The sequence below is a fragment of the Lachnobacterium bovis DSM 14045 genome (genome assembly GCF_900107245.1).
In the GTDB taxonomy this organism is placed as follows: Bacteria; Bacillota; Clostridia; order Lachnospirales; family Lachnospiraceae; genus Roseburia; species Roseburia bovis.
Genome location: NZ_FNPG01000006.1, coordinates 33282 through 54418 on the forward strand (window position 1 = coordinate 33282; position 21137 = coordinate 54418).

Below are 21137 nucleotides of genomic sequence, written 5' to 3' on the forward strand. Positions count from 1 at the left end.
ATATTTACATTCTATTTATTTTATGTTAATGTAAAAAAAAAAGGGGGTTTATCAATGGAATCGCTATTATCAATTTTTTCGAATGACGTCATATTTTGGTTGACATTAATGATGATTTTAATAATAAATGAAATCTTAACAGTTGGACTAGTGACAATATGGTTTGCAATTGGGGCGGCTGTAGCAACATTGGCTGCGGGTTTGGGTGCTCCAATATATGTACAGATTATTTTATTCTTAGCTGTGTCGATAGTTTTATTGTTTTATACAAAACCGTTTATGGACAAATATGTGGTGACACGTAAAGTTGCAACAAATATTGACAGTATAATCGGCGAAAAGATAGAAATAACACAAAAAGTCGAATCGTATGGCAAAGTTGGAGTAGGTAAACTTCAAGGAAAAGAGTGGTCAATAATTGCTGAAAATCCAAAGGAAGAGTTTGAGGCTGGAGAGATTTGTCAAGTGGTTAAAGTTCAAGGTGTTAAACTTGTAGTGAAGAAAGTTGATTCAGATGTGTAAGTTGACTGAATAAAGACAATAATTAAAGCATAAAAATTAAAATGATATTTAATTTTTATATAAAAGCAATAAAATAATAAAAAAGAAAAGGAGAACGAAAATGGAAGTATTAAGCATAGGGTTAATAATTTTGGCAATTATTATAATCGAAATTGTAAGATGTATCCGTTTTGTACCTCAAGCTGAGGCAAGAATCGTTGAGAGATTAGGAGCTTATTTGACAACATGGGAGGTGGGTCCACATATTAAGATGCCTATCATTGATCGAGTTTCTAAAAGAGTTGTATTAAAAGAGCAGGTTGCAGATTTTCCACCACAACCAGTTATTACAAAAGATAATGTTACAATGCAGATTGATACTGTAGTATTTTATCAGATTACTGATCCTAAGTTATATGCATACGGAGTAGATAATCCATTGATTGCTATTGAAAACTTAGCTGCAACATCATTAAGAAACTTAATTGGTGATCTTGAACTTGATGAAACATTGACTTCAAGAGAAGAAATCAATACAAAATTAAGAGCAACTTTAGATGAAGTTACTGATCCATGGGGGATTAAAGTAAACCGTGTAGAATTAAAGAATATAATTCCTCCAAGAGCTATTCAGGAAGCAATGGAGAAACAGATGAAGGCAGAACGTGAAAAACGTGAATCTATTTTGATTGCAGAAGGTAAAAAGGAATCTACAATCAGGGTTGCAGAAGGTAATAAGGAAAAAGCAATTTTGGATGCTCAGGCTGAAAAAGAAGCAGCAATCCTTAGAGCTGAAGCAGCAAAACAGGCAGCAATTTTGGCAGCTGAAGCTACGAAAGAAGCAACTATTAGAGAAGCAGAAGGTAAAGCAGAGGCTATTGCTAAGATTCAACAGGCAACAGCAGATGGTATTGAGATGATCAAGAATGCTGCACCAGATGATCAGGTAATTAAGCTAAAGAGTTTAGAGGCATTCCAAAAAGCCGCAGATGGAAAAGCTACAAAAATTATTATTCCATCAGAAATCCAAGGTTTGGCAGGGCTTGCTAAATCAGTTGTTGAAGTTACAAAAGATACTAAGCCAGTTTCAAAAGTAGCTTCAAATCCTGAAGTCGCAGAATAAAAAGAGTATATAAATATTGTAAAGAAATCGTAATAATAAAGTGTTACGAAAGAATTATAGAAAGAAGTAGATTATCTTTTGGGTATAGTAGTGCAGAAGGAGAGAAGTCTACTTCTTTTTGTTGCAAATTTTAACACAATTTTAATTCGAATGAGCAATATAGAAAACTTTTAGAATTGCCGATTTAATATATGATGTATTGGGTGTTGTTGTATCATAAATTACTTTTATATAACTAATAAAAATGGTATAATGTAACAAGATTTTACTTGATTTTTGAGAAAAAATAAATAAAGCGTATTATTTTATAAATAAGCTAGATTATGAGAAAAGGGAGATGCTAAATGAAAGGAAATATTAAGTTTAAGGGAAAACTTCAATCATATCTTATTGCACCATTATTATTGACTATAATTTTAGTGTTGGTAGATATTCCCTTGTATTTTATAGATATACGAGCGGGGGCTTTGGTTAGTGCTTGCGTAGTGTTTTATTTTATTTTTACTCTTGTTAATTATAGCAATTCAAAGGCGAAAGTAATGAATGAATTGATTGATTTTGCAACACAATATTCATCAGTCCAAAAGAAGTTGATAGATGAGTTTGATATTCCATATGCGTTGTTAGATTTTAATGGAAAGATTTTGTGGGAAAATCATCATTTTAGAGATGTTACGGGAATAGATAAGAATTATCATAAGTCAATAACGACTATTTTCTCATCAATAACTAAGGAATTTTTACAGAAGTCTGAAGAGGAAGACGTGGTTCATGCTGATAAGGAAGACAGAAAATTTAAAATCATTTTAAATAGAATTTACTTCAATCAAATCACTGATGGAAGTGAATATGTGGATGCTAGTGACAGTACAGAATTTTTGACAGCGGTATATATTTATGATGAGACGGAACTACAGCATTACAAAAATGAAAATGTTGAACAAAAATTAGTATCTGCATTAGTGTATATTGATAATTATGAGGAAGCACTTGAAAGCATAGAAGATGTTAAACGTTCATTGTTAACAGCTTTGATTGATCGAAAGGTTAATAATTATTTTAGAGAGTATGATGCTTTAGTTCGTAAAATAGAAAAAGACAAGTATTTTCTTGTTTTTAAATATAAATATTTAAGAAAACTTGAAGAAGATAAATTTAGTGTAATCGAAGATGTTAAAACGATTAAAGTCGGTAATGAGATGGCGGTTACATTAAGTATTGGTGTTGGAATAAGAGATAATAATTATAATCATAATTATGAATACGCTAGAGCGGCAATTGATTTAGCTTTGGGTAGAGGTGGAGATCAGGTTGTTGTAAAAGAAGGCGAAAATATTTCGTATTTTGGTGGAAAAAGACAACAGGTTGAGAAAAATACAAGAGTTAAAGCTAGGGTTAAGGCGCATGCGCTTAGAGAAATTATGGAGGGTGTTAGTAATGTTGTTATTATGGGGCACAGCGTGACAGATATTGATTCGTTAGGCGCAGGAATCGGTATATATTGTGCAGCTAAAAACATCGGAAAAAAGGCACAGATTTGTATTAATTCACCTTCGACCTCTGTCCGACCACTTATGGATACCTTTAGAGAAGAAGACGGATATCCTGCGGATTTATTTATAGATAGTGAAACAGCGATAGAAGAAACAAATATGAATACATTGGTTATGGTTGTTGATACAAATAAACCAAGTTATACGGAGTGCCCTGAAATTCTAGAAAAAACAAATACAATTGTTGTTTTTGACCATCACAGACAAGGTAAGGAAGTTATTACAAATCCTTTACTTTCTTATATTGAACCATATGCGTCAAGTGCGTGTGAAATGGTTGCAGAAGTTTTACAATATTTCTCAGAAGGGTTAAAATTAAATTCGGCGGAAGCTGAATGTATTTACGCTGGTATAATTATTGATACAAATAACTTTATGACAAAGGCTGGAGTTAGAACATTTGAAGCGGCAGCTTATTTAAAGAGAAACGGTGTAGATGTTGCACATGTTAGAAAACTTCTTAGAAATGACATGGAAGCGTATAAAGCGAGAGCGGAGACAGTAAGACAGGCTGAAGTGTATAGAGATATTTTTGCAATTTCGATTTGTCCGTCAGAAAATTTAGAGAGTCCAACAGTAGTTGCGGCAATGGCGGCAAACGAATTGTTGAATATTATTGGCATAAAAGCGACATTTGTGTTGACAGAGTACAAGGAAAAAATATACATAAGCGCCAGATCAATTGATGAAATCAATGTTCAATTGATTATGGAAAAACTTGGTGGTGGTGGACATTTAAATGTTGCCGGAGCTCAATTAAAAGATGTTAATCTAATTGGAGCAAAGAAGGTAATATTAAGGACCATTGATGAAATGCTTAAAGAAGGAGAAATTAACATATGAAAGTAATTTTATTAGAAGATGTAAAAAAAATTGGTAAAAAAGGTGATGTTGTAGATTTAAATGATGCTTATGCAAGAAATGTTATTATTTCAAAAAAATTAGGCGTTGAAGCTACAAACAAGAACTTAAATGATTTGAAATTAAGAAATAAACATGAAGAAAAAGTTGCTGAAGAGAATTTAGAAAATGCTAAAAAACTAGCAGAAGAATTAGAAACAAAAAAAGTAGAAGTAAAACTTAAAACAGGTAAAGATGGAAGAACATTTGGATCTGTTTCAACAAAGGAAATAGCAAAAGCTGTAAAAGAACAATTAGGCTATGATTTAGATAAAAAGAAAATGCATTGTGATGTACCTATCAATTCATTAGGAACATATAATATTGAGATTAAAGTGCATCCTAAAGTTGTGGCTAAATTAGCAGTACATGTCTCAGAAAGTTAATTTTTCAGGAAAAGATAAAAATAAAAAACTGAAAAAATTGAGGCAAGGTGACAAGGAGAAAAGATAAAGTGGAAGAATCGGTTGCAAAAAGAATAATGCCCCATAGTACTGAGGCAGAACAATCTGTTATTGGTTCTATGATTATGGATAAAGATGCTATAATTACAGCATCAGAAATTATTACTAAAGATGATTTCTATGAAAAACAATACGGAGAAGTATTTGACGCAATGCTTGAGTTGAATGCGGAAGGAGAACCGGTTGACCTTATAACTTTGCAGAATAAGTTAAAAGAAAAAGATGTACCGGAAGAAATTGCAAGTTTAGGTTTTGTAGGTAATATTTTAGCTCAGGTGCCAACATCTGCTAATGTTAGATATTATTCTGAAATTGTAAGAGATAATGCAATAAAGAGAAAATTAATCCGTGTAAATGAAAATATTGCGAATGAATGTTATGCAGGGCGAACATCTGTTGATGAAGTGTTCGATAAAACAGAGAAGGATATTTTTGATTTATTATCAACAAGAACAGGTGGAGAGTTTGTTCCAATTCGAACTGTTGTAATGAATGCTTTAGAGAGAATAGAAAAAGCGTCTAAACAAAGCGGATCTATTACAGGTATACCTACAGGATTTATTGATTTGGATTATAGAACAGCAGGTTTACAGCCGTCCGACCTAATACTTGTTGCTGCTAGACCTTCAATGGGTAAAACAGCATTTGTTTTAAATTTGGCACAGCATATTGCTTTTCATGAAAACATGTGTACAGCAATATTTTCTTTGGAAATGTCACGAGAACAGTTGATGAATCGTTTGTTCTCGCTAGAAGGTCATGTTGATGCTCAAGCGCTTAGAACGGGTAATTTATCGGATGGGGATTGGGAGCAGTTAATAGAGGCAGCAGGAATAATTGGCGATTCTCAATTAATAATTGACGATACGCCTGGTATAAGTGTTGCTGAGTTAAGAAGTAAGTGTAGAAAATACAAATTAGAGCATGATTTGAAGCTAATCATTATCGATTACCTTCAACTTATGTCAGGATCAGGAAAGGGTAAAGATTCAAGACAACAGGAAATTTCAGATATTTCTAGATCTTTAAAGGCAATCGCAAGGGAATTAAATGTTCCTGTTATTGCTTTGTCACAGTTGTCTCGTGCCGTAGAACAAAGACCAGATCACAGACCGATGTTATCTGATTTGCGTGAGTCGGGAGCAATCGAGCAAGATGCCGATGTTGTTATGTTCATTTATAGAGATGATTATTATAATAAAGACACCGATCAAAAAGGTGTTTCTGAAATAATTATTGCAAAACAACGTAATGGTCCAATAGGAACAGTTAAGCTAGCATGGTTACCAGAATATACAAGATTTGCTAACTTAGAACATTAATAAGAAGTAAAAAAAAAGACTATCAATCTAGTTACTGTAAATAGTAAAAAGATGACAGTCTTTCTTTTTTGTGCTAAAAAGCACACCTTTGTTTAACGCGTTAATGTATTATTAATGGTGCAAATTATTCTTCAGAAATAGCTCCTGTTGGACAAACACCAGCGCATGTTCCACAGCTAATGCATGAATCAGCATCAATGTTGTACTGTGTATCTCCAGCTGAGATAGCGCCTACTGGACACTGATCAGAACATGTTCCGCAACTAACACATGAATCAGAAATTACGTATGCCATAAATAAATTCCTCCTTAGATTTGTTAAAAAATAGTGTAGTCATTTATTGACTACTCTTATTGTAGCATAAAAATAATTAAAAACAATACCCTATTTTTGTTCTTTTTTTAGCACAATATAGTTTTTGAAGACATTTAATTGGGAATTCATACAAAATTAACAAAATTCTGATAGAAAGTTTGTTGAATAAATAAAAAAGTAGTTATAGCTTAAAAAAAGTATTAATGCTATACTTAGAAAGAATTTTTGTAGTTAGGTTCAAAAGATTTAGTTTTATTATGGAAAGGAAAAGATTAATGGAAAACTTAAGAAGAGAGCGAAAACTAGTAACATTCATATCTAAACTCTTGGTGTTTGTTATGGTTGTAGGAATGATTATGATTCAAAGACCAGAGAAAGTTTCAGCAGGAGTCTATGGTAAGACAGCAATGCAAATCACTCAGGACATGGGGGCAGGATGGAACCTTGGTAATTCACTTGAATCTTCAGGAGGAGAAACTAATTGGGGGAATCCAAGAACAAATAAAGCAATGATTGACGCAATCAAGAATAAAGGTTTTAGAACAATAAGAATTCCAGTAAGATGGGATGAAAATTACACAAACAAAACTAATTATACAATAAATCCAAATTATTTAAAAAGAGTTAAAGAAGTTGTAGATTATGCATATAACAATAATATGTATGTAATAATCAACGTTCATCACAATGCTATTCAGCAAAAAGTAACTACAGAGTGGTGGCAGAAACAGCAAATCAAAAATGAGTTAAAGGCTATTTGGACACAAGTGGGAAAATATTTTGAATCATATGATCAAAAACTAATTTTTGAAACTTTTAATGAGCCACGTCAGGGAGACGATTGGAACGGAAATAGTGGTTTATATAATGCAGTAAATGAATGTAACGAGGAAGCAAGAGCTGCAATTAGAGCAACAGGTGGAAATAATAAAAATAGATTGGTGATGATGCCAACATATTGTGCGTCAAGTGATGCACCTAAAATGGATGCATGGAAAAAAATAGGAAACGACAATATGGTAGCTGCATCAATTCATGCATATGTACCATTCAATTTTGCTTTTAATGGATATCATACTCAATGGAATGACAATGATAAAAATGAATTATGGGGAATATTAAATAGAATAAAAACAACATTTATCGATAAGGGAATACCAGTTGTAATTGGTGAATTTGGCGCTTCTAACTTTGGAAATGACAGTTCACGTTTAGTATATGCCAGAACATATGCACAGATGGCTAAAGGAATGCAAATGCCAGTTGTATGGTGGGATAACAACGCATTTAAGTATGGACAAGAAAATTTTGGAATTTTTGACAGAAATACTATGAGATTTAGAGGACCAGATATTGCAAATGAGTTAGTAAGTGTTTATGGAAAAAGAGATCCTTCACAGAGTTCAAACGGTGGAAATCAGCCAACACAACCAAGTCAGCCAACACAACCTGCACAGCAGCATAAGGAAATTACTTTATTTAACAGTGTTTCAAGTTCTAAGCCATGGGGTCAGGCACTAGAGATAGTTACAAAGAAAAATGGTGGTTGGTTAGATCCATATATAATGACACCAAATGGATATTTTTATGTTGAATACTCAGGCTACAGACCAAGTTGTATTGAATTTATTTTGCAGTCATGGTCTGGTGGAGCAAAATGGGTAAAAGTAAAAAGATCAAAAACTGTAACAATAAACGGACATTATTTTGCTAAATTTAAATATAGTGATGTAGTGGCTGCTTATGGAAGCAATAATTTTTCAACTTTAGACAAGGTATATGTGGGAGCATCAAATCAGTATATAACAGTATATAATGTAAAGTATTGTCAATAGGATATAATAAAAAATAAGAGTGAAAGAGATATAAGACAACAAAGTACCAGTAAATTTTCTTTTGAAATCGAAACTACAAAAATGAAATTAGCTAATAAAACAATACACAAATATTATTAAACTTAAATTTGCTAAAGAGTTCATATGTGTTATAATAGAAAGGACTATGCAATAGTAAAGAAGGTTATGTCATGAATACAAAAATACTTAAAGTCGATCTAAATAACATAGATATGGACTCTTTAAAAGAAGCAGGACAATTAATTTCAGAAGGAGAGCTTGTAGCTTTTCCGACAGAAACAGTATATGGATTAGGTGGAGATGCTTTGGATGCGAAAGCAGCAGAGAAAATATATAAAGCAAAAGGTCGTCCATCAGATAATCCTTTGATAGTACATATTTCTAAATTTGAAGAGTTAGAGATGATTTCAAAAGATTTGCCAATTGAAGCTAGAAAACTAGCTGATAGATTTTGGCCAGGTCCTCTTACAATGATTGTAAATAAAAATGATAAAGTTCCATATGAGACAACAGGCGGAATGGATACAGTTGCAGTTAGAATGCCTAATCATCCAATTGCATTAGAGCTTATTAGACAAAGTGGATGTTTAATTGCAGCACCTAGTGCTAATACATCAGGTCGTCCTAGTCCTACAGAGGCTAAGCATGTTGTAGGAGATTTAGATGGAAAAATTGCCATGGTATTAGATGGTGGAGAAGTTGGAATAGGAATCGAATCTACTATTGTTGATTTGACAGAAGATGAAATTTTAGTTCTTAGACCAGGTTATATAACACCACAGATGTTATCAGAGGTAATTGGAAAAGAAGTAAAGATAGATCCGGGCATTATTGCTCAGGATGACACAACTAAACCTAAAGCACCTGGAATGAAATATAAACATTATGCGCCAAAAGCATCATTGGTATTGGTAGAAGGTGAACAGGATAATGTGGTTTCTAAAATTAATGAATTAGTGCAAGAACAGCATAAACAGGACAAGAGAGTTGCAGTTATTGCAACAGATGAGACAAGAAATAAATATAAAGCAGATGTAATACTAAATATCGGAAGTAGAAATGATGAAGATTCTATTGCGCGTCATTTGTATAAAATTTTGAGAGAATGCGACGAATTAGAAATTGATTCGATTTTTTCAGAAAGCTTTCAGACACCAAGAATTGGTAATGCAATTATGAATAGGTTACTTAAGGCAGCAGGACATCAAGTTATACAAGCGTAATAAGAAATAGGAGGGGTATATGAAAAAATATAATAAAGTGATTTTTGTCGAAAAAACAGGAACATGTAGAGCTCCTATGGCTGAGGGGGTATTGAGGGATATTTTAGTAACAGATCCGATTGAAGTTTGTTCAAAAGGGTTAGTAGTTTTATTTCCAGAGCCGATTAATCAAAAGGCAGAAGCAGTTTTGATAAGTAATGGAATTAATTTTAAAGAAAATTATGTGTCTTCACAATTGCAAAATGAAGATATTACAGAAAGTACTATTGTTTTTGCAATGGAAGAAGCAATTAGATATAAGATAATTGAGCAATTTGAAAACGCAAATGAAGATAATACATTTATTTTATCGGATTACGTTGGAGATGAGCTTGAAATTATAAATCCATATGGAGCACCACTCCAAACATATGGCTTGTGTTATGAATCTCTTCGTAACACCATGAAAAAATTAGTAAAAATATTAGAAATTTAACAAAAGGAGAAACAAATTAGTATGTCTAAAGTAGTAGTAATGGATCATCCATTGATTCAACACAAAATTGGTATGTTAAGAAGAAAAGAAACAGGTTCTATGGAATTTAGAACACTTGTAAGTGAAATAGCTGCTCTTGAATGTTTTGAGGCAACAAGAGAATTAGAGTTACAAGATGTTGAAATTGAAACACCAATTTGCAAAACAACAGTAAAAGAGTTGAAAGGAAAAAAATTAGCTGTTGTACCTATTTTAAGAGCAGGATTAGGAATGGTAGAAGGAATGTTAAATCTTATTCCAGCAGCAAAAGTTGGTCATATTGGATTATATAGAGATCCAGAAACATCAGAACCAGTAGAATACTATTGTAAACTTCCAGAAGATTGTGCAAATCGTGAAGTGTTTGTTGTAGATCCAATGTTAGCAACAGGTGGTTCATCAGTAGCAGCTCTTCAAATGTTAAAAGATCGCGGAGTAAAAAATATTCATTTTATGTGTATTATCGCTGCTCCAGAAGGTGTTAAAAGAATGACAGAAGCACATCCAGATGTTGATTTATATATTGGAGCATTAGATGATCATTTAGATGAAAAAAATTACATTGTTCCTGGATTAGGTGATGCAGGAGATAGAATTTTCGGAACTAAATAGTTAAAGAAATCATAAATTTATTTATAAAATAAACTTTTAGGTAGAAAAATTTAATAATAATTTCAGAAAGATATACATATTCTTCATTTTGTGTATTGAAATAAGTGTTATATTCGTGCTATGATGGAATCAATTTATAGAAATAGTTCATTTTTTGATTCATATTATAGTAAAAATGCTACAAGAGAAGAAATACGTTTTGTAGATTGGAGGTATCGGATGAGTCAGACAACGAAACGACTTGATGCTATTAGTTGGGACGAATATTTTATGGGCGTCGCAATGTTGTCGGCATTAAGATCGAAGGACCCCAACACACAAGTCGGAGCTTGCATAGTAAGTTCTGATAATAAGATTTTATCTATGGGATATAATGGTTTTCCGTTAGGATGTTCGGATGATGAGTATCCTTGGAACAGAGAAGGCGAAGATAATAAATATTTTTATTCAACCCATAGTGAATTGAATGCAATTCTAAATTATAGAGGTGGAAGCCTTGAAGGCGCAAAAATATATGTAACTTTATTTCCGTGTAATGAATGTGCTAAGGCAATAATTCAATCAGGAATTAAAGAAATTATATATGATGATGATAAGTATAAACATACTCAAACCGTCATTGCGTCAAAAAGAATGCTAAAATCAGCTGGAGTTAAGACTCGAAGATACAGACGAACAGGAAGAAACGTAGAAGTTCATATGTAATAATTGATTTGAAGACTTTTTGAATGATAGGTGAGCCTTGTTAAACTTAAAATTACTTTTGTTAGTTGCATTTTGTTGCTGATAGAAGTAAAAGAGTTTTAAAGCTCACTTTTTTTTGAATACAAAGTGGCATACAATTAAATATTGTGTCAGTATAATGCAAGTAATGTGATTGTTAGTAATGCGATTGTTAAGAAAGGGATTGTTTGCTAAATGATTGTTGAAATGTTAAGTAATAATAATAATCTTTAAAATTAAATGATTGTAAAATAGCGGCAAACAATTATAAGAAAGGGTAAACAATTATGAGAAGAGATCGAAAAAGGAGTAGTTCAGATTCAAGAGAATTACGACAAGCTATGACAATGTTTGTTGGAATAAGTATAAATATGATTGTTCCAATCGTGCTTATGACATTAATTGGAATTTATTTTGGAAAGAAATTTGATATAAAATGGCTTCCAGTTCCATTATTTTTTGTAGGTGCTTTAGCTGGTGGAAATAATGTTTATAAAGAGTTTAAAAAGTTTTTTAAAGATGAAAAATAAAAATTCTATATAAACATAAAAGAATGAACTGTTAAATTTAAGAATTTCATATAAAAAGTCGATAAAAAAATATGAATGTTAGTAATTATCAGGAGGAAGCTATGCTTAGAAGAATAAATGATGCTCTACCAGGATTGGTTAGAGGCATAGTGCTTTATGGAGTATTAGTTCAGTTAGCAGGAGTATGGTTTGTATCTGAAAAAATCTCTTATAGTATTGGATTATGGTGTGGAATAGTTATAGCCTGTTGGTTAGCTATTAATATCGCACAAGTTATTAGAGATGCTGTAGATTTACAGTATTTTGAAAAAGCCAATCGCAAAATTATTACTAAAAGTGTTTTTAGGTATATTGTTGTAGTAGTTTTGTTTATTATATTGGGCTATTTTAAGTTAGGAAATTTATTTATGGCTTTTATAGGTGTGTTAGGACTTAAAGTCTCAGCATATACCCAACCTATAAGGACAAAAATCATAAATAGATTGCTTGGTAGGAATGATGCGTCTGCCAAGGAAGAAAATAGCGAAAACTTGGATAAGGAGGTGACTTCGTGAATCAAGCAATACTCTTGTCGTCAAGCAACCAAAATATTGATTTCATGGTTCATGGTCTAACTAAATTCAAATTATTTGGTCAAACTATTTATATTACGACGACACATGTGTGTGTATTTATTGTTATGATGGTCTTATTGATTTTTTCAATAGTCGCACACGTAAAGTTAAAAAAAGCGGAAGATGTACCAAAGGGCTTCCAAAATGTTGTTGAGTTTATAGTAGAGCTACTAAATATGATGGTAAACGGCTCTATGGGTAGATGGGCTCCAAAGTTTGTAAATTACATTAGTACACTCTTTATATTTATACTATTTAGTAATATTTCAGGCTTGTTAGGATTGAGACCACCAACAGCAGATTATGGTACAACATTTGCTTTAGGTATTATGACGTTTATTCTGATTCACTTTAACCAGTTTAAGCATCAGAGTGGAAAACAGATTTGGACAGATATGTGCTCGCCATTACCACCATGGTTGCCAATCTGGTTCCCAATCAACTTGATAAGTGAAATTGCAGTTCCAATTTCATTATCTTTGCGTTTGTTTGCCAATATTTTATCAGGTACAGTAATGATGGCGTTAGTATATGGATTATTAACAGCCGTTGCAAAAATTTGGCCGGCAGCGTTACATGTTTACTTTGATTTGTTCTCAGGAGCAATTCAAACATACGTATTCTGTATGTTGACAATGACATACATAGCTCAGGCTTGTGAGTCTGAAGAATAGTATTATTATCTTTTATAAATAAGGAGGATTTCATTATGAATATCAATGGTAGCGATTTAATTAAAGCATGTTCAGCAATTGGTGCGGGATTAGCAGTTATAGCAGGTATTGGACCTGGTGTAGGTCAAGGTATTGCAGCTGGTCACGGTGCTTCTGCAGTAGGTAGAAACCCTGGTGCACAAGGAAAAATTATGGCAACTATGTTATTAGGACAGGCCGTAGCTGAGACAACTGGTCTTTATGGATTATTAGTTGCAATGCTTTTACTCTTCGTACAGCCATTAAGTTAATAAATATTGGAGTAAAAATCCAATAGAAAGGAGAGTTTGAGAATTGCTTATAGCAGTAGATTATACAAGATTGTTTGGTCTTGATCCACAGCTTTTGTTTGACGCATCAACAATCGGATTATCAGTTCTTGTTTTATCTTTCGTTATGGGATACCTTCTATTTGATCCGGTTAAGAAAATCTTAAAAGACAGATCTGATAGAATTGCAAAAGATATAAGTGATGCAGAATCAGACAAAGACGCTGCGGCAAAACTCAAAGCTGAGTATGAGGCTAAACTAAAAGATGTAGATAAAGAAGCTGAAACTATTTTAGCAGAGGCTCGTCAGAAAGCTATTCGCCAAGAAGCCAAAATTATAGAAGGCGCAAAAGAAGAAGCTTTCCGTATTACAAAAAGAGCTCAGCAAGAAGCTGAACTTGAGAAAAAGCGTGCTATGGATGAAATGAAGCAAGAAGTTATTCAGATTGCATCATTAATGGCAAGCAAAGTTGTAGCGGCAAATATTGATACATCTATTCAGAATGAATTGATAGATGCAACACTTAGAGAGATGGGTGATTCAACATGGCGAAGCTAGTATCAAAAACATATGGTGATGCATTGTTTGGTGTAGCTGTCGAAGAAGGTAGAATCGGTCAGTTCTTAGATGAAGTTAAAGCGATTCGTACAGCGTTACAGGAAAATGAAGACCTGAACAAACTTATGAATCATCCTAAAATAGATAAAGACGAAAAAGTTATAATTTTAAAAAATTGCTTTGAAAAGTTCGTTTCTAAAGAGATTATTGGATTGCTTAGTATGCTTGTTGAAAAAGAACATTATAATGAAGTAGATAAAGTATTAGAGTACTTTATTGATCAGGTTAATGAATACAAAGGCATAGGTATTGCTAAAATTACAACAGCTATCGAATTATCTAAGAATCAAAAAGATGAAATTGAAAGGAAACTTTTAAGCACAACGGATTATAATAGATTCGAAATGTACTTTAATATCGATCCTTCTATAATTGGAGGAATGGTTATTAGAATCGGCGATAGAGTCGTTGATAGTAGTGTTAAAACTAAATTATATGATTTAACACGTGATTTATCGAAAATACAGTTGAAGGTAGGTGACAACACTCCATGAATTTAAAACCAGAAGAAATCAGCTCAGTTATTAAAGAGCAGATAAAAAGATATGCTTCTGAACTTGAAGTAGCTGATGTTGGAACAGTTATACAAGTAGCGGATGGTATTGCTCGTGTACATGGTTTAGAGAACGCGATGCAAGATGAGTTGCTTGAATTTCCAGGCGAAGTTTATGGAATGGTATTGAACCTTGAAGAAGATAATGTAGGTGCCGTATTATTAGGTGCTTCAAAAAATATCAATGAGGGAGATACCGTAAAAACTACAGGTAGAGTAGTTGAAGTTCCAGTAGGTGACGAGATGTTAGGACGTGTTGTAAATGCGTTAGGTCAGCCAATAGATGGTAAAGGACCAATCCAGTCAAATAAATTCCGTCAAATTGAAAGAGTAGCATCTGGTGTTATTTCAAGAAAATCAGTTGATACTCCATTACAAACAGGTATTAAAGCTATCGATTCCATGGTACCAATTGGACGTGGACAACGTGAGCTTATTATCGGCGATAGACAGACAGGTAAAACTGCTATCGCAATCGATACAATTATTAACCAAAAAGGAAAAGGTGTTAAATGTATCTATGTTGCTATCGGTCAGAAAGCATCTACAGTTGCTTCATTAGTTAAAACTTTTGAAGAAGCAGGCGCTATGGCTTATACAACAGTAGTAGCTGCAACAGCTAGTGAATTAGCACCATTACAATATATTGCACCATATTCAGGATGTGCTATTGGTGAGGAATGGATGGAAAAAGGTGAGGATGTTCTCATTGTTTATGATGATTTGTCTAAACATGCTGCAGCATACCGTACACTTTCATTACTTCTTAAGAGACCACCAGGACGTGAGGCTTATCCAGGTGATGTATTCTACTTACATTCTAGATTGCTTGAAAGAGCAGCTAGACTTTCAGATGAGTTAGGTGGAGGATCACTTACAGCTTTACCAATTATTGAAACACAGGCAGGCGATGTATCAGCATATATCCCTACAAACGTTATTTCAATCACAGATGGTCAGATTTATCTAGAAACAGAGATGTTTAACTCAGGATTTAGACCAGCTATCAATGCCGGACTTTCAGTATCCCGTGTAGGTGGTTCTGCTCAGATTAAGGCTATGAAGAAGATAGCTGCTCCTATCCGTGTTGAGTTAGCACAGTATCGTGAGTTGGCATCATTTGCTCAATTTGGTTCTGAATTAGATGCAGATACTGCAGAGCGTCTAGCACAAGGTGAAAGAATTAGAGAAATTCTTAAACAACCACAGTATCAGCCAATGCCAGTTGAAAGACAAGTTGTTATTATTTATGCAGCTACAAAGAAATATTTGTTAGATGTTAAGATTGAAGATATTTTAAGATTCCAAGATGAATTATTTGATTTCATCGATACAAAATATCCAGAAGTATTTGAATCAATTTCTTCTAAGAAAGTTCTTGATGAAGATACTGAAAAAGAACTTGTTAAAGCAATTGAGGAATGTAAAGCTCAGTTTAAATAAATCGGTAGGAAAGAGTAGGTGGTAAGAAATGGCCTCAATGAGAGACATTAAGCGAAGAAAAAGCAGTATACAAAGTACTCAGCAAATCACAAATGCCATGAAGCTTGTTTCTACCGTTAAATTGCAAAAAGCAAGAAGCCGTGCAGAGCAAACAAATCCATATTTTAACTATATGTATAAAACAGTTGCAAGTATGTTAGCAAGAAGTCAAAATATTGATCATAAATATTTGAAAGAGCCTGAAACTAATAAAAAAGGAGTAGTGGTTATTACTTCTAATAGAGGTTTAGCAGGTGGATACAATTCTAACATAGTTAAACTAGTAGCTGATGGAAAGTTAAAAAAAGAAGACTTAGAAATTTATGCTGTTGGTAATAAAGGTGCGGAAGCTTTTCAGAGACGCGGATATAGTGTTAAAGAAAGCGTTCCAGATCTTATCGAATCTCCATCATATGATGAGGCAGCAGGACTTTGTAGTAGAGTTCTAGAAGCTTATGAAAATGGAGAAATTGGTGAAATCTATTTGGTTTATACACATTTTAAAAACACTGTTAGTCAGGTTCCTACGATGATTAAGTTACTTCCAGTAGATGTATCGGAAATTGAAGTAGACGAAGGCGATAGTGAAATTCGAATGAATTATGAACCAAATGAAATTGAAGCACTAGATATGATTATACCAAAGTATGTTACAAGTCTTTTATATGGAGCTTTGGTAGAAGCGGTTGCCAGTGAAAATGGCGCAAGAATGACAGCAATGGATTCTGCTACAAGTAATGCAGAAGATATCATTAGCGATTTGTCGTTGAAGTACAATCGTGCACGTCAGAGTTCAATTACTCAGGAGCTTACAGAAATTATTGCTGGTGCAAATGCGGTTGAACAATAAAAAGTGCATATTTAGATAAAACAAACAAGGAGAATTAAAATGGCAAATAATGTAGGTAAAATTACTCAGATTATCAGTGCCGTCTTGGATATTAAATTCACAGAAGGCAATTTGCCTGAAATCAACGAAGCTATTAGAGTTCCATTAAAAGATGGAAAAGATTTAGTAGTAGAAGTTGCTCAGCATTTGGGTGATGATACAGTAAGATGTATTGCCATGGGTCCTACTAGTGGATTGGTAAGAGGAATGGATGCAATTGCAACAGGTGCAGCCATTAGTGTACCAGTTGGTGAAAAAACTTTAGGACGTATTTTTAATGTATTAGGTGATGCAATTGATGAAATTGCAGCACCAGATACAGAAGAAAAATGGCCAATACATAGACAAGCACCAAAATACGAGGATCAGGCTACATCTCAAGAGATGTTAGAGACAGGTATCAAAGTAGTAGATTTGCTTTGTCCATATCAAAAAGGTGGTAAGATTGGATTATTCGGTGGTGCCGGTGTAGGTAAAACTGTATTAATTCAGGAGTTAATTCACAATATCGCTACAGAGCACGGTGGATATTCAGTATTTACTGGTGTTGGTGAGCGTACTCGTGAAGGTAACGATCTTTACTATGAAATGAAAGAATCTGGCGTTATTGATAAAACAACAATGGTATTCGGTCAGATGAATGAGCCACCAGGAGCACGTATGAGAGTTGCTCTTACTGGACTTACAATGGCAGAATATTTCCGTGATAAAGGTGGTAAAGACGTACTTTTATTCATCGATAATATTTTCCGTTTTACACAAGCTGGTTCAGAGGTATCAGCCTTACTAGGTCGTATGCCTTCAGCCGTAGGTTATCAGCCAACATTACAGACTGAAATGGGTGCTTTACAAGAGAGAATCACTTCTACAAAGAATGGTTCAATCACATCTGTTCAAGCTGTATATGTTCCTGCCGATGACTTAACTGACCCTGCACCTGCAACAACATTCGCTCACTTGGATGCAACAACAGTATTAGAGCGTTCTATTGCTGAGTTAGGTATTTATCCAGCCGTAGATCCATTAGCATCAACATCACGTATTCTTGATCCAAGAATTGTAGGTAAAGAGCATTTTGAAGTTGCTCGTGGTGTTCAGGAAATCTTACAAAAATACAAAGAATTACAAGATATTATCGCAATTCTAGGTATGGATGAGTTATCAGAAGATGATAAACTTGTTGTAAGTAGAGCAAGAAAGATTCAAAGATTCTTATCTCAACCTTTCTTCGTTGCTGGACAGTTTACAGGACTCGAAGGAAAATATGTTCCAATTGCTGAAACAATTCGTGGATTCCGTGAAATTCTTGATGGAAAACATGATGATGTTCCAGAAAGCTATTTCTTAAATGCAGGAAGTATTGATGATGTACGTGCCCGCATGAATTAAGGGGGAGCTTATGGCAGACAATATTTTTAAAGTAGAGATAATCACACCAGATCGAGTTTTTTATACAGGACAAGCCGATTTTATTGAGCTTACAACTGTAAAGGGTGAGATGGGTGTGTATAAAAATCATATTCCACTTACTGCGCCAATAGTCCCTTGTAAGGTTTCTATATATGAAGGAGAAGAAGAACGAGTAGCAGCAGTTCACTCTGGATTCGTTGAAATTTTACAAGATAAAGTCACTGTACTTGCTGAAGTGGCAGAATGGCCAGGAGAAATTGATATCAATCGTGCGCAAGCAGCTCGTGAAAGAGCAGAAGAACGTTTGAAAGATCATGCAAATGAAATTGATGTTAAACGTGCAGAGTATGCTCTTAGAAAAGCTTTGACTCGTATTGATGTATCTGATTATAAAGAATAAGTGCAATTTATTAATGGATGTCAACCATTTAGGGGGGGCATCCATTTTTTATAGACGTAAAATATTATGAATATATTAAACTAAAAGAATATAGTTAAAAGTATTGACAAGTGATATTATTATTATTATTATTGTTACGTAAACAGTTTACTTAAAAAATTACATCATGATGAAAAAAAAGTAATAATTGCAGCATAAAAAATACAATGAGATATATTCTCTATATAAAAATTTTGTATATAGGAATATATCTCTATGAATAAAGGTAGAAACAAGAAATATGAAAAACGTAGAAATTAAAGAAAACCATACTCAAAATATAGTTCTTTATTATCTAAAAAACAGTAAAAAAGTATGCGTTGTTTTGTTTGTTGGAGTAGTCTTAGGAATTATTTGTGTTATTTATTCCCAATATGGAAATGTATCCAGAAGTATAGAATTTGTAAAAGAAACAGATGTGTTGAGCAATGAAGGTGCACCAAAGTGGAATATGATTTTTTTAAAAAATTTAATTGTATGTTTTTTGTTATGTGCAGGAATCATTGTAAATAAATTGTTATCATATCTTATAATTTTTGTAAATGGCTTTTTCTGGGGCGTCGTAGTTGGTGCTGATTTCTATATTGAATCCCATTTTAAATATTTGTCGCTCTTACCACATGGAATAATAGAAATTACAGCATTGATAGTATGTGCATCCATCGGTGTAAATCAAATAATTAAAATTAATAATCATGTTGTGTGGAGAAAATATTTACAATTGGGAATTCTTATAGTACTGGCGTTAATAGTAGCGGCTTTAATAGAAGCAAATATTTCTTATAAAATAGCAACATTATAAGTTAAAACGCATAGAAGCTCATTATTATAAATTAAAAAAAAGCAACGTAAAAAATTACAATGTTGTTAGTGTGTGAGTATGGGAGAAAAAATGAAAAAAGAAAGTACAAAAATGCTTATATGGGAATTGAAAAGGAAACTCAAAGATAGAATATGTAGTAATGTTTTATTAGAAAATATACCATTTTCTGTATTCGTTCCAATATATTTGTTCGCTTTGGGAACCATGATAATCCTGGCATCGAGTGTAACGAAATTTTGGAATGTTGAAATAGATAAAGAAGAAATACGTATAGGATTATTGAGTGCAATAATTATTTTATCTGTGATTCTGACATGGAGAGAGTTGAAAATCAGAGTTTTAAATATAATAGAAGAGCAGGAATTTGAAATATATCTGATTTTTTCTGAGCTAACTCGTAAACAAATTTTAAAAAACATAATAAAAGCAGAAGTGATTTGGAGTTTACAAGAGAATGTAATCCTTTTTATTGCAATATTTAACATATTAGGAATAACAAAAGTGTCAAGTATTGTAAATTTTTTTTGTGGGATTATTATGGTGATTATTTATTCGGTGGTAATGTGTCAAAAACTATATCATGAGATAATAAGTCACGAAAATAATTCAGTAAAAACATATAATTCTAATAGTAAAAAAGCGTTTAGGATTACATCGAAAAGATTTAAAATAATTTTAAAATATTTAGAAGTTATTGCGGCAATTATCGCAGGAAATGTTATATCAAAACATGTGATTCTAATACCATTAAAATTTAATGCAAAAAATTCAAATATTTTTTGGAAGTGGTTTTATTCGTTTGATGTGAAAAGTTGTATAAGAAAAAGTGTTGCTAATATAGTGAATAATCCGACATATTTTTTTGGAATTAGCATAAGATTTGTTGTGGTAGCAGTGATTTATGCTGTGGTAATGAAAATTAAAACAATATTAAATGAAAGAAACTCACAGAATATAAAAATGAATATTTATGGACAAGAAGAAAAAAATTTTATTGAAAAAATTGGATTTTTTCAATGTGCTATAATTGGATTTTTTGTTGGAATATTAGTGGTAAGTGGAGTGACTTATAATAAAGCTACGTTGATGTTGGCTTTTGTAATGATATCAAATTCATTGTTTTTTATATGTAGCGACATTTTAGATATGAATAATCAATACAGTTTTGACTATGAAAGGGAGAGGATTCTATTATGGATTAATGATTTTTCAAAACTATTTGAAGTAAAGAGAAAAATGTATTATAAAAGAGAAATCATTCCAGTGACTGCAATATATGGGGCGACATATTTCACATGTATAAAAAAAGTAACAGATGTTGGAATAATAATATATTTGTTGGTTGCAGTAGCTTTTTTAATGGAGCTTGTATTTGTTGAAAAGAATTATCTTATAGTTGATAATCCCGTTTCTATTAGTGCCCAATATGACGCAATGAAAAATACGTATAACCGTAGAACAAATGAAGTTTCAAAGGATTTTAAAGTTTTTATTGCGTCGGTGCTTTTGGTTTTAGGAACGATATTATTTGCATGTGGGGAAATTGATAAAATTTGCATGATTATTTATCAAATTATAATTATTATTATCATAAAAATTTATATATTAATTAGAATCCGACAAATAAAAAAAATAATACGGATTGAAAGTTTTTTAAATATTTTTTTTGAATAAAGATGTAAAAAAGGA

General features: G+C 32.7%; 23 protein-coding genes. 22 read left to right on the top strand and 1 reads right to left on the bottom strand.

What is annotated here, in order from left to right:
• The first annotated feature begins 54 nt into the window (after positions 1–54).
• The 5 genes from BLV79_RS02250 to dnaB all read left to right on the top strand — a co-directional run bounded on the left by BLV79_RS02250 (position 55) and on the right by dnaB (position 5863).
• Positions 55–522: an NfeD family protein gene (locus tag BLV79_RS02250; protein ID WP_074715814.1), complete on the top strand. Its 468-nt coding sequence runs from the start codon at positions 55–57 to the stop codon at positions 520–522.
• A gap of 100 nt (positions 523–622) precedes the next feature.
• Positions 623–1624, top strand: a complete 1002-nt coding sequence (locus BLV79_RS02255; RefSeq protein ID WP_074715816.1) for an SPFH domain-containing protein — start codon at positions 623–625, stop codon at positions 1622–1624.
• Positions 1625–1968: 344 nt separating this feature from the next.
• Positions 1969–4020 carry a DHH family phosphoesterase gene (locus BLV79_RS02260; protein WP_074715818.1) on the top strand — a complete coding sequence of 684 codons (2052 nt, stop codon included), beginning with the start codon at positions 1969–1971 and terminating at the stop codon, positions 4018–4020.
• Positions 4017–4463, top strand: a complete 447-nt coding sequence (gene rplI / locus BLV79_RS02265) for a 50S ribosomal protein L9 (protein WP_074715821.1) — start codon at positions 4017–4019, stop codon at positions 4461–4463. Before BLV79_RS02260 ends, rplI begins: the two co-directional genes overlap by 4 nt.
• Before the next feature lie 68 nt (positions 4464–4531).
• On the top strand, positions 4532–5863 hold the full coding sequence (dnaB, locus tag BLV79_RS02270) for a replicative DNA helicase (protein WP_074715823.1): 1332 nt from the start codon (positions 4532–4534) through the stop codon (positions 5861–5863).
• Between the two features lie 124 nt (positions 5864–5987).
• Here dnaB and BLV79_RS02275 read toward each other — a convergent pair whose 3' ends face one another.
• Complete coding sequence (locus BLV79_RS02275; RefSeq protein ID WP_022748875.1) at positions 5988–6158, bottom strand: DUF362 domain-containing protein; 171 nt, start codon at positions 6156–6158, stop codon at positions 5988–5990.
• A gap of 296 nt (positions 6159–6454) precedes the next feature.
• On the opposite strand from BLV79_RS02275, the gene BLV79_RS02280 reads away from it, so the two are divergent.
• From BLV79_RS02280 to BLV79_RS02360, 17 genes are all read left to right on the top strand, one after another.
• Positions 6455–8014, top strand: a complete 1560-nt coding sequence (locus tag BLV79_RS02280) for a cellulase family glycosylhydrolase (protein ID WP_074715825.1) — start codon at positions 6455–6457, stop codon at positions 8012–8014.
• A gap of 191 nt (positions 8015–8205) precedes the next feature.
• Complete coding sequence (locus BLV79_RS02285) at positions 8206–9258, top strand: L-threonylcarbamoyladenylate synthase (protein WP_074715827.1); 1053 nt, start codon at positions 8206–8208, stop codon at positions 9256–9258.
• A 19-nt stretch (positions 9259–9277) separates the two neighbouring features.
• Positions 9278–9733: an arsenate reductase/protein-tyrosine-phosphatase family protein gene (locus tag BLV79_RS02290; RefSeq protein ID WP_074715829.1), complete on the top strand. Its 456-nt coding sequence runs from the start codon at positions 9278–9280 to the stop codon at positions 9731–9733.
• 21 nt (positions 9734–9754) lie between these two features.
• Positions 9755–10384, top strand: coding sequence for a uracil phosphoribosyltransferase (gene upp, locus BLV79_RS02295; RefSeq protein ID WP_074715831.1), 630 nt, complete (start codon positions 9755–9757; stop codon positions 10382–10384).
• Positions 10385–10603: 219 nt separating this feature from the next.
• Complete coding sequence (locus BLV79_RS02300; RefSeq protein ID WP_074715833.1) at positions 10604–11089, top strand: deoxycytidylate deaminase; 486 nt, start codon at positions 10604–10606, stop codon at positions 11087–11089.
• A 305-nt stretch (positions 11090–11394) separates the two neighbouring features.
• Entirely contained in the window at positions 11395–11637 is a 243-nt protein-coding gene (locus BLV79_RS02305; protein ID WP_074715834.1) for an AtpZ/AtpI family protein, read from the top strand.
• A gap of 101 nt (positions 11638–11738) precedes the next feature.
• The gene (locus BLV79_RS02310) at positions 11739–12191 is read left to right on the top strand and encodes a hypothetical protein (RefSeq protein ID WP_074715836.1); all 453 of its coding nucleotides are present in this window, start codon (positions 11739–11741) and stop codon (positions 12189–12191) included.
• Positions 12188–12925: a F0F1 ATP synthase subunit A gene (atpB, locus tag BLV79_RS02315; RefSeq protein WP_074715838.1), complete on the top strand. Its 738-nt coding sequence runs from the start codon at positions 12188–12190 to the stop codon at positions 12923–12925. Before BLV79_RS02310 ends, atpB begins: the two co-directional genes overlap by 4 nt.
• Positions 12926–12960: 35 nt before the next feature.
• The gene (atpE, locus tag BLV79_RS02320; protein ID WP_074715840.1) at positions 12961–13215 is read left to right on the top strand and encodes an ATP synthase F0 subunit C; all 255 of its coding nucleotides are present in this window, start codon (positions 12961–12963) and stop codon (positions 13213–13215) included.
• A 43-nt stretch (positions 13216–13258) separates the two neighbouring features.
• The gene (gene atpF / locus BLV79_RS02325; RefSeq protein WP_083354405.1) at positions 13259–13792 is read left to right on the top strand and encodes a F0F1 ATP synthase subunit B; all 534 of its coding nucleotides are present in this window, start codon (positions 13259–13261) and stop codon (positions 13790–13792) included.
• Positions 13780–14346 (top strand): ATP synthase F1 subunit delta, encoded by a 567-nt coding sequence (atpH, locus tag BLV79_RS02330; RefSeq protein ID WP_074715842.1) that lies wholly within the window; start codon positions 13780–13782, stop codon positions 14344–14346. The genes atpF and atpH overlap by 13 nt, the downstream gene beginning before the upstream one ends.
• The gene (gene atpA, locus BLV79_RS02335; RefSeq protein ID WP_074715844.1) at positions 14343–15848 is read left to right on the top strand and encodes a F0F1 ATP synthase subunit alpha; all 1506 of its coding nucleotides are present in this window, start codon (positions 14343–14345) and stop codon (positions 15846–15848) included. Before atpH ends, atpA begins: the two co-directional genes overlap by 4 nt.
• Before the next feature lie 28 nt (positions 15849–15876).
• Positions 15877–16737: an ATP synthase F1 subunit gamma gene (gene atpG, locus BLV79_RS02340; RefSeq protein WP_074715845.1), complete on the top strand. Its 861-nt coding sequence runs from the start codon at positions 15877–15879 to the stop codon at positions 16735–16737.
• A 39-nt stretch (positions 16738–16776) separates the two neighbouring features.
• A complete protein-coding gene (gene atpD / locus BLV79_RS02345; RefSeq protein WP_074715846.1) occupies positions 16777–18165 on the top strand; it encodes a F0F1 ATP synthase subunit beta in 1389 nt (462 codons plus the stop codon).
• A gap of 10 nt (positions 18166–18175) precedes the next feature.
• Positions 18176–18586, top strand: coding sequence for an ATP synthase F1 subunit epsilon (gene atpC, locus BLV79_RS02350; RefSeq protein ID WP_074715847.1), 411 nt, complete (start codon positions 18176–18178; stop codon positions 18584–18586).
• A gap of 280 nt (positions 18587–18866) precedes the next feature.
• Entirely contained in the window at positions 18867–19427 is a 561-nt protein-coding gene (locus BLV79_RS02355) for a stage II sporulation protein M (protein ID WP_074715849.1), read from the top strand.
• A 90-nt stretch (positions 19428–19517) separates the two neighbouring features.
• Entirely contained in the window at positions 19518–21122 is a 1605-nt protein-coding gene (locus tag BLV79_RS02360; RefSeq protein WP_074715851.1) for a hypothetical protein, read from the top strand.
• Positions 21123–21137: the final 15 nt, after the last annotated feature.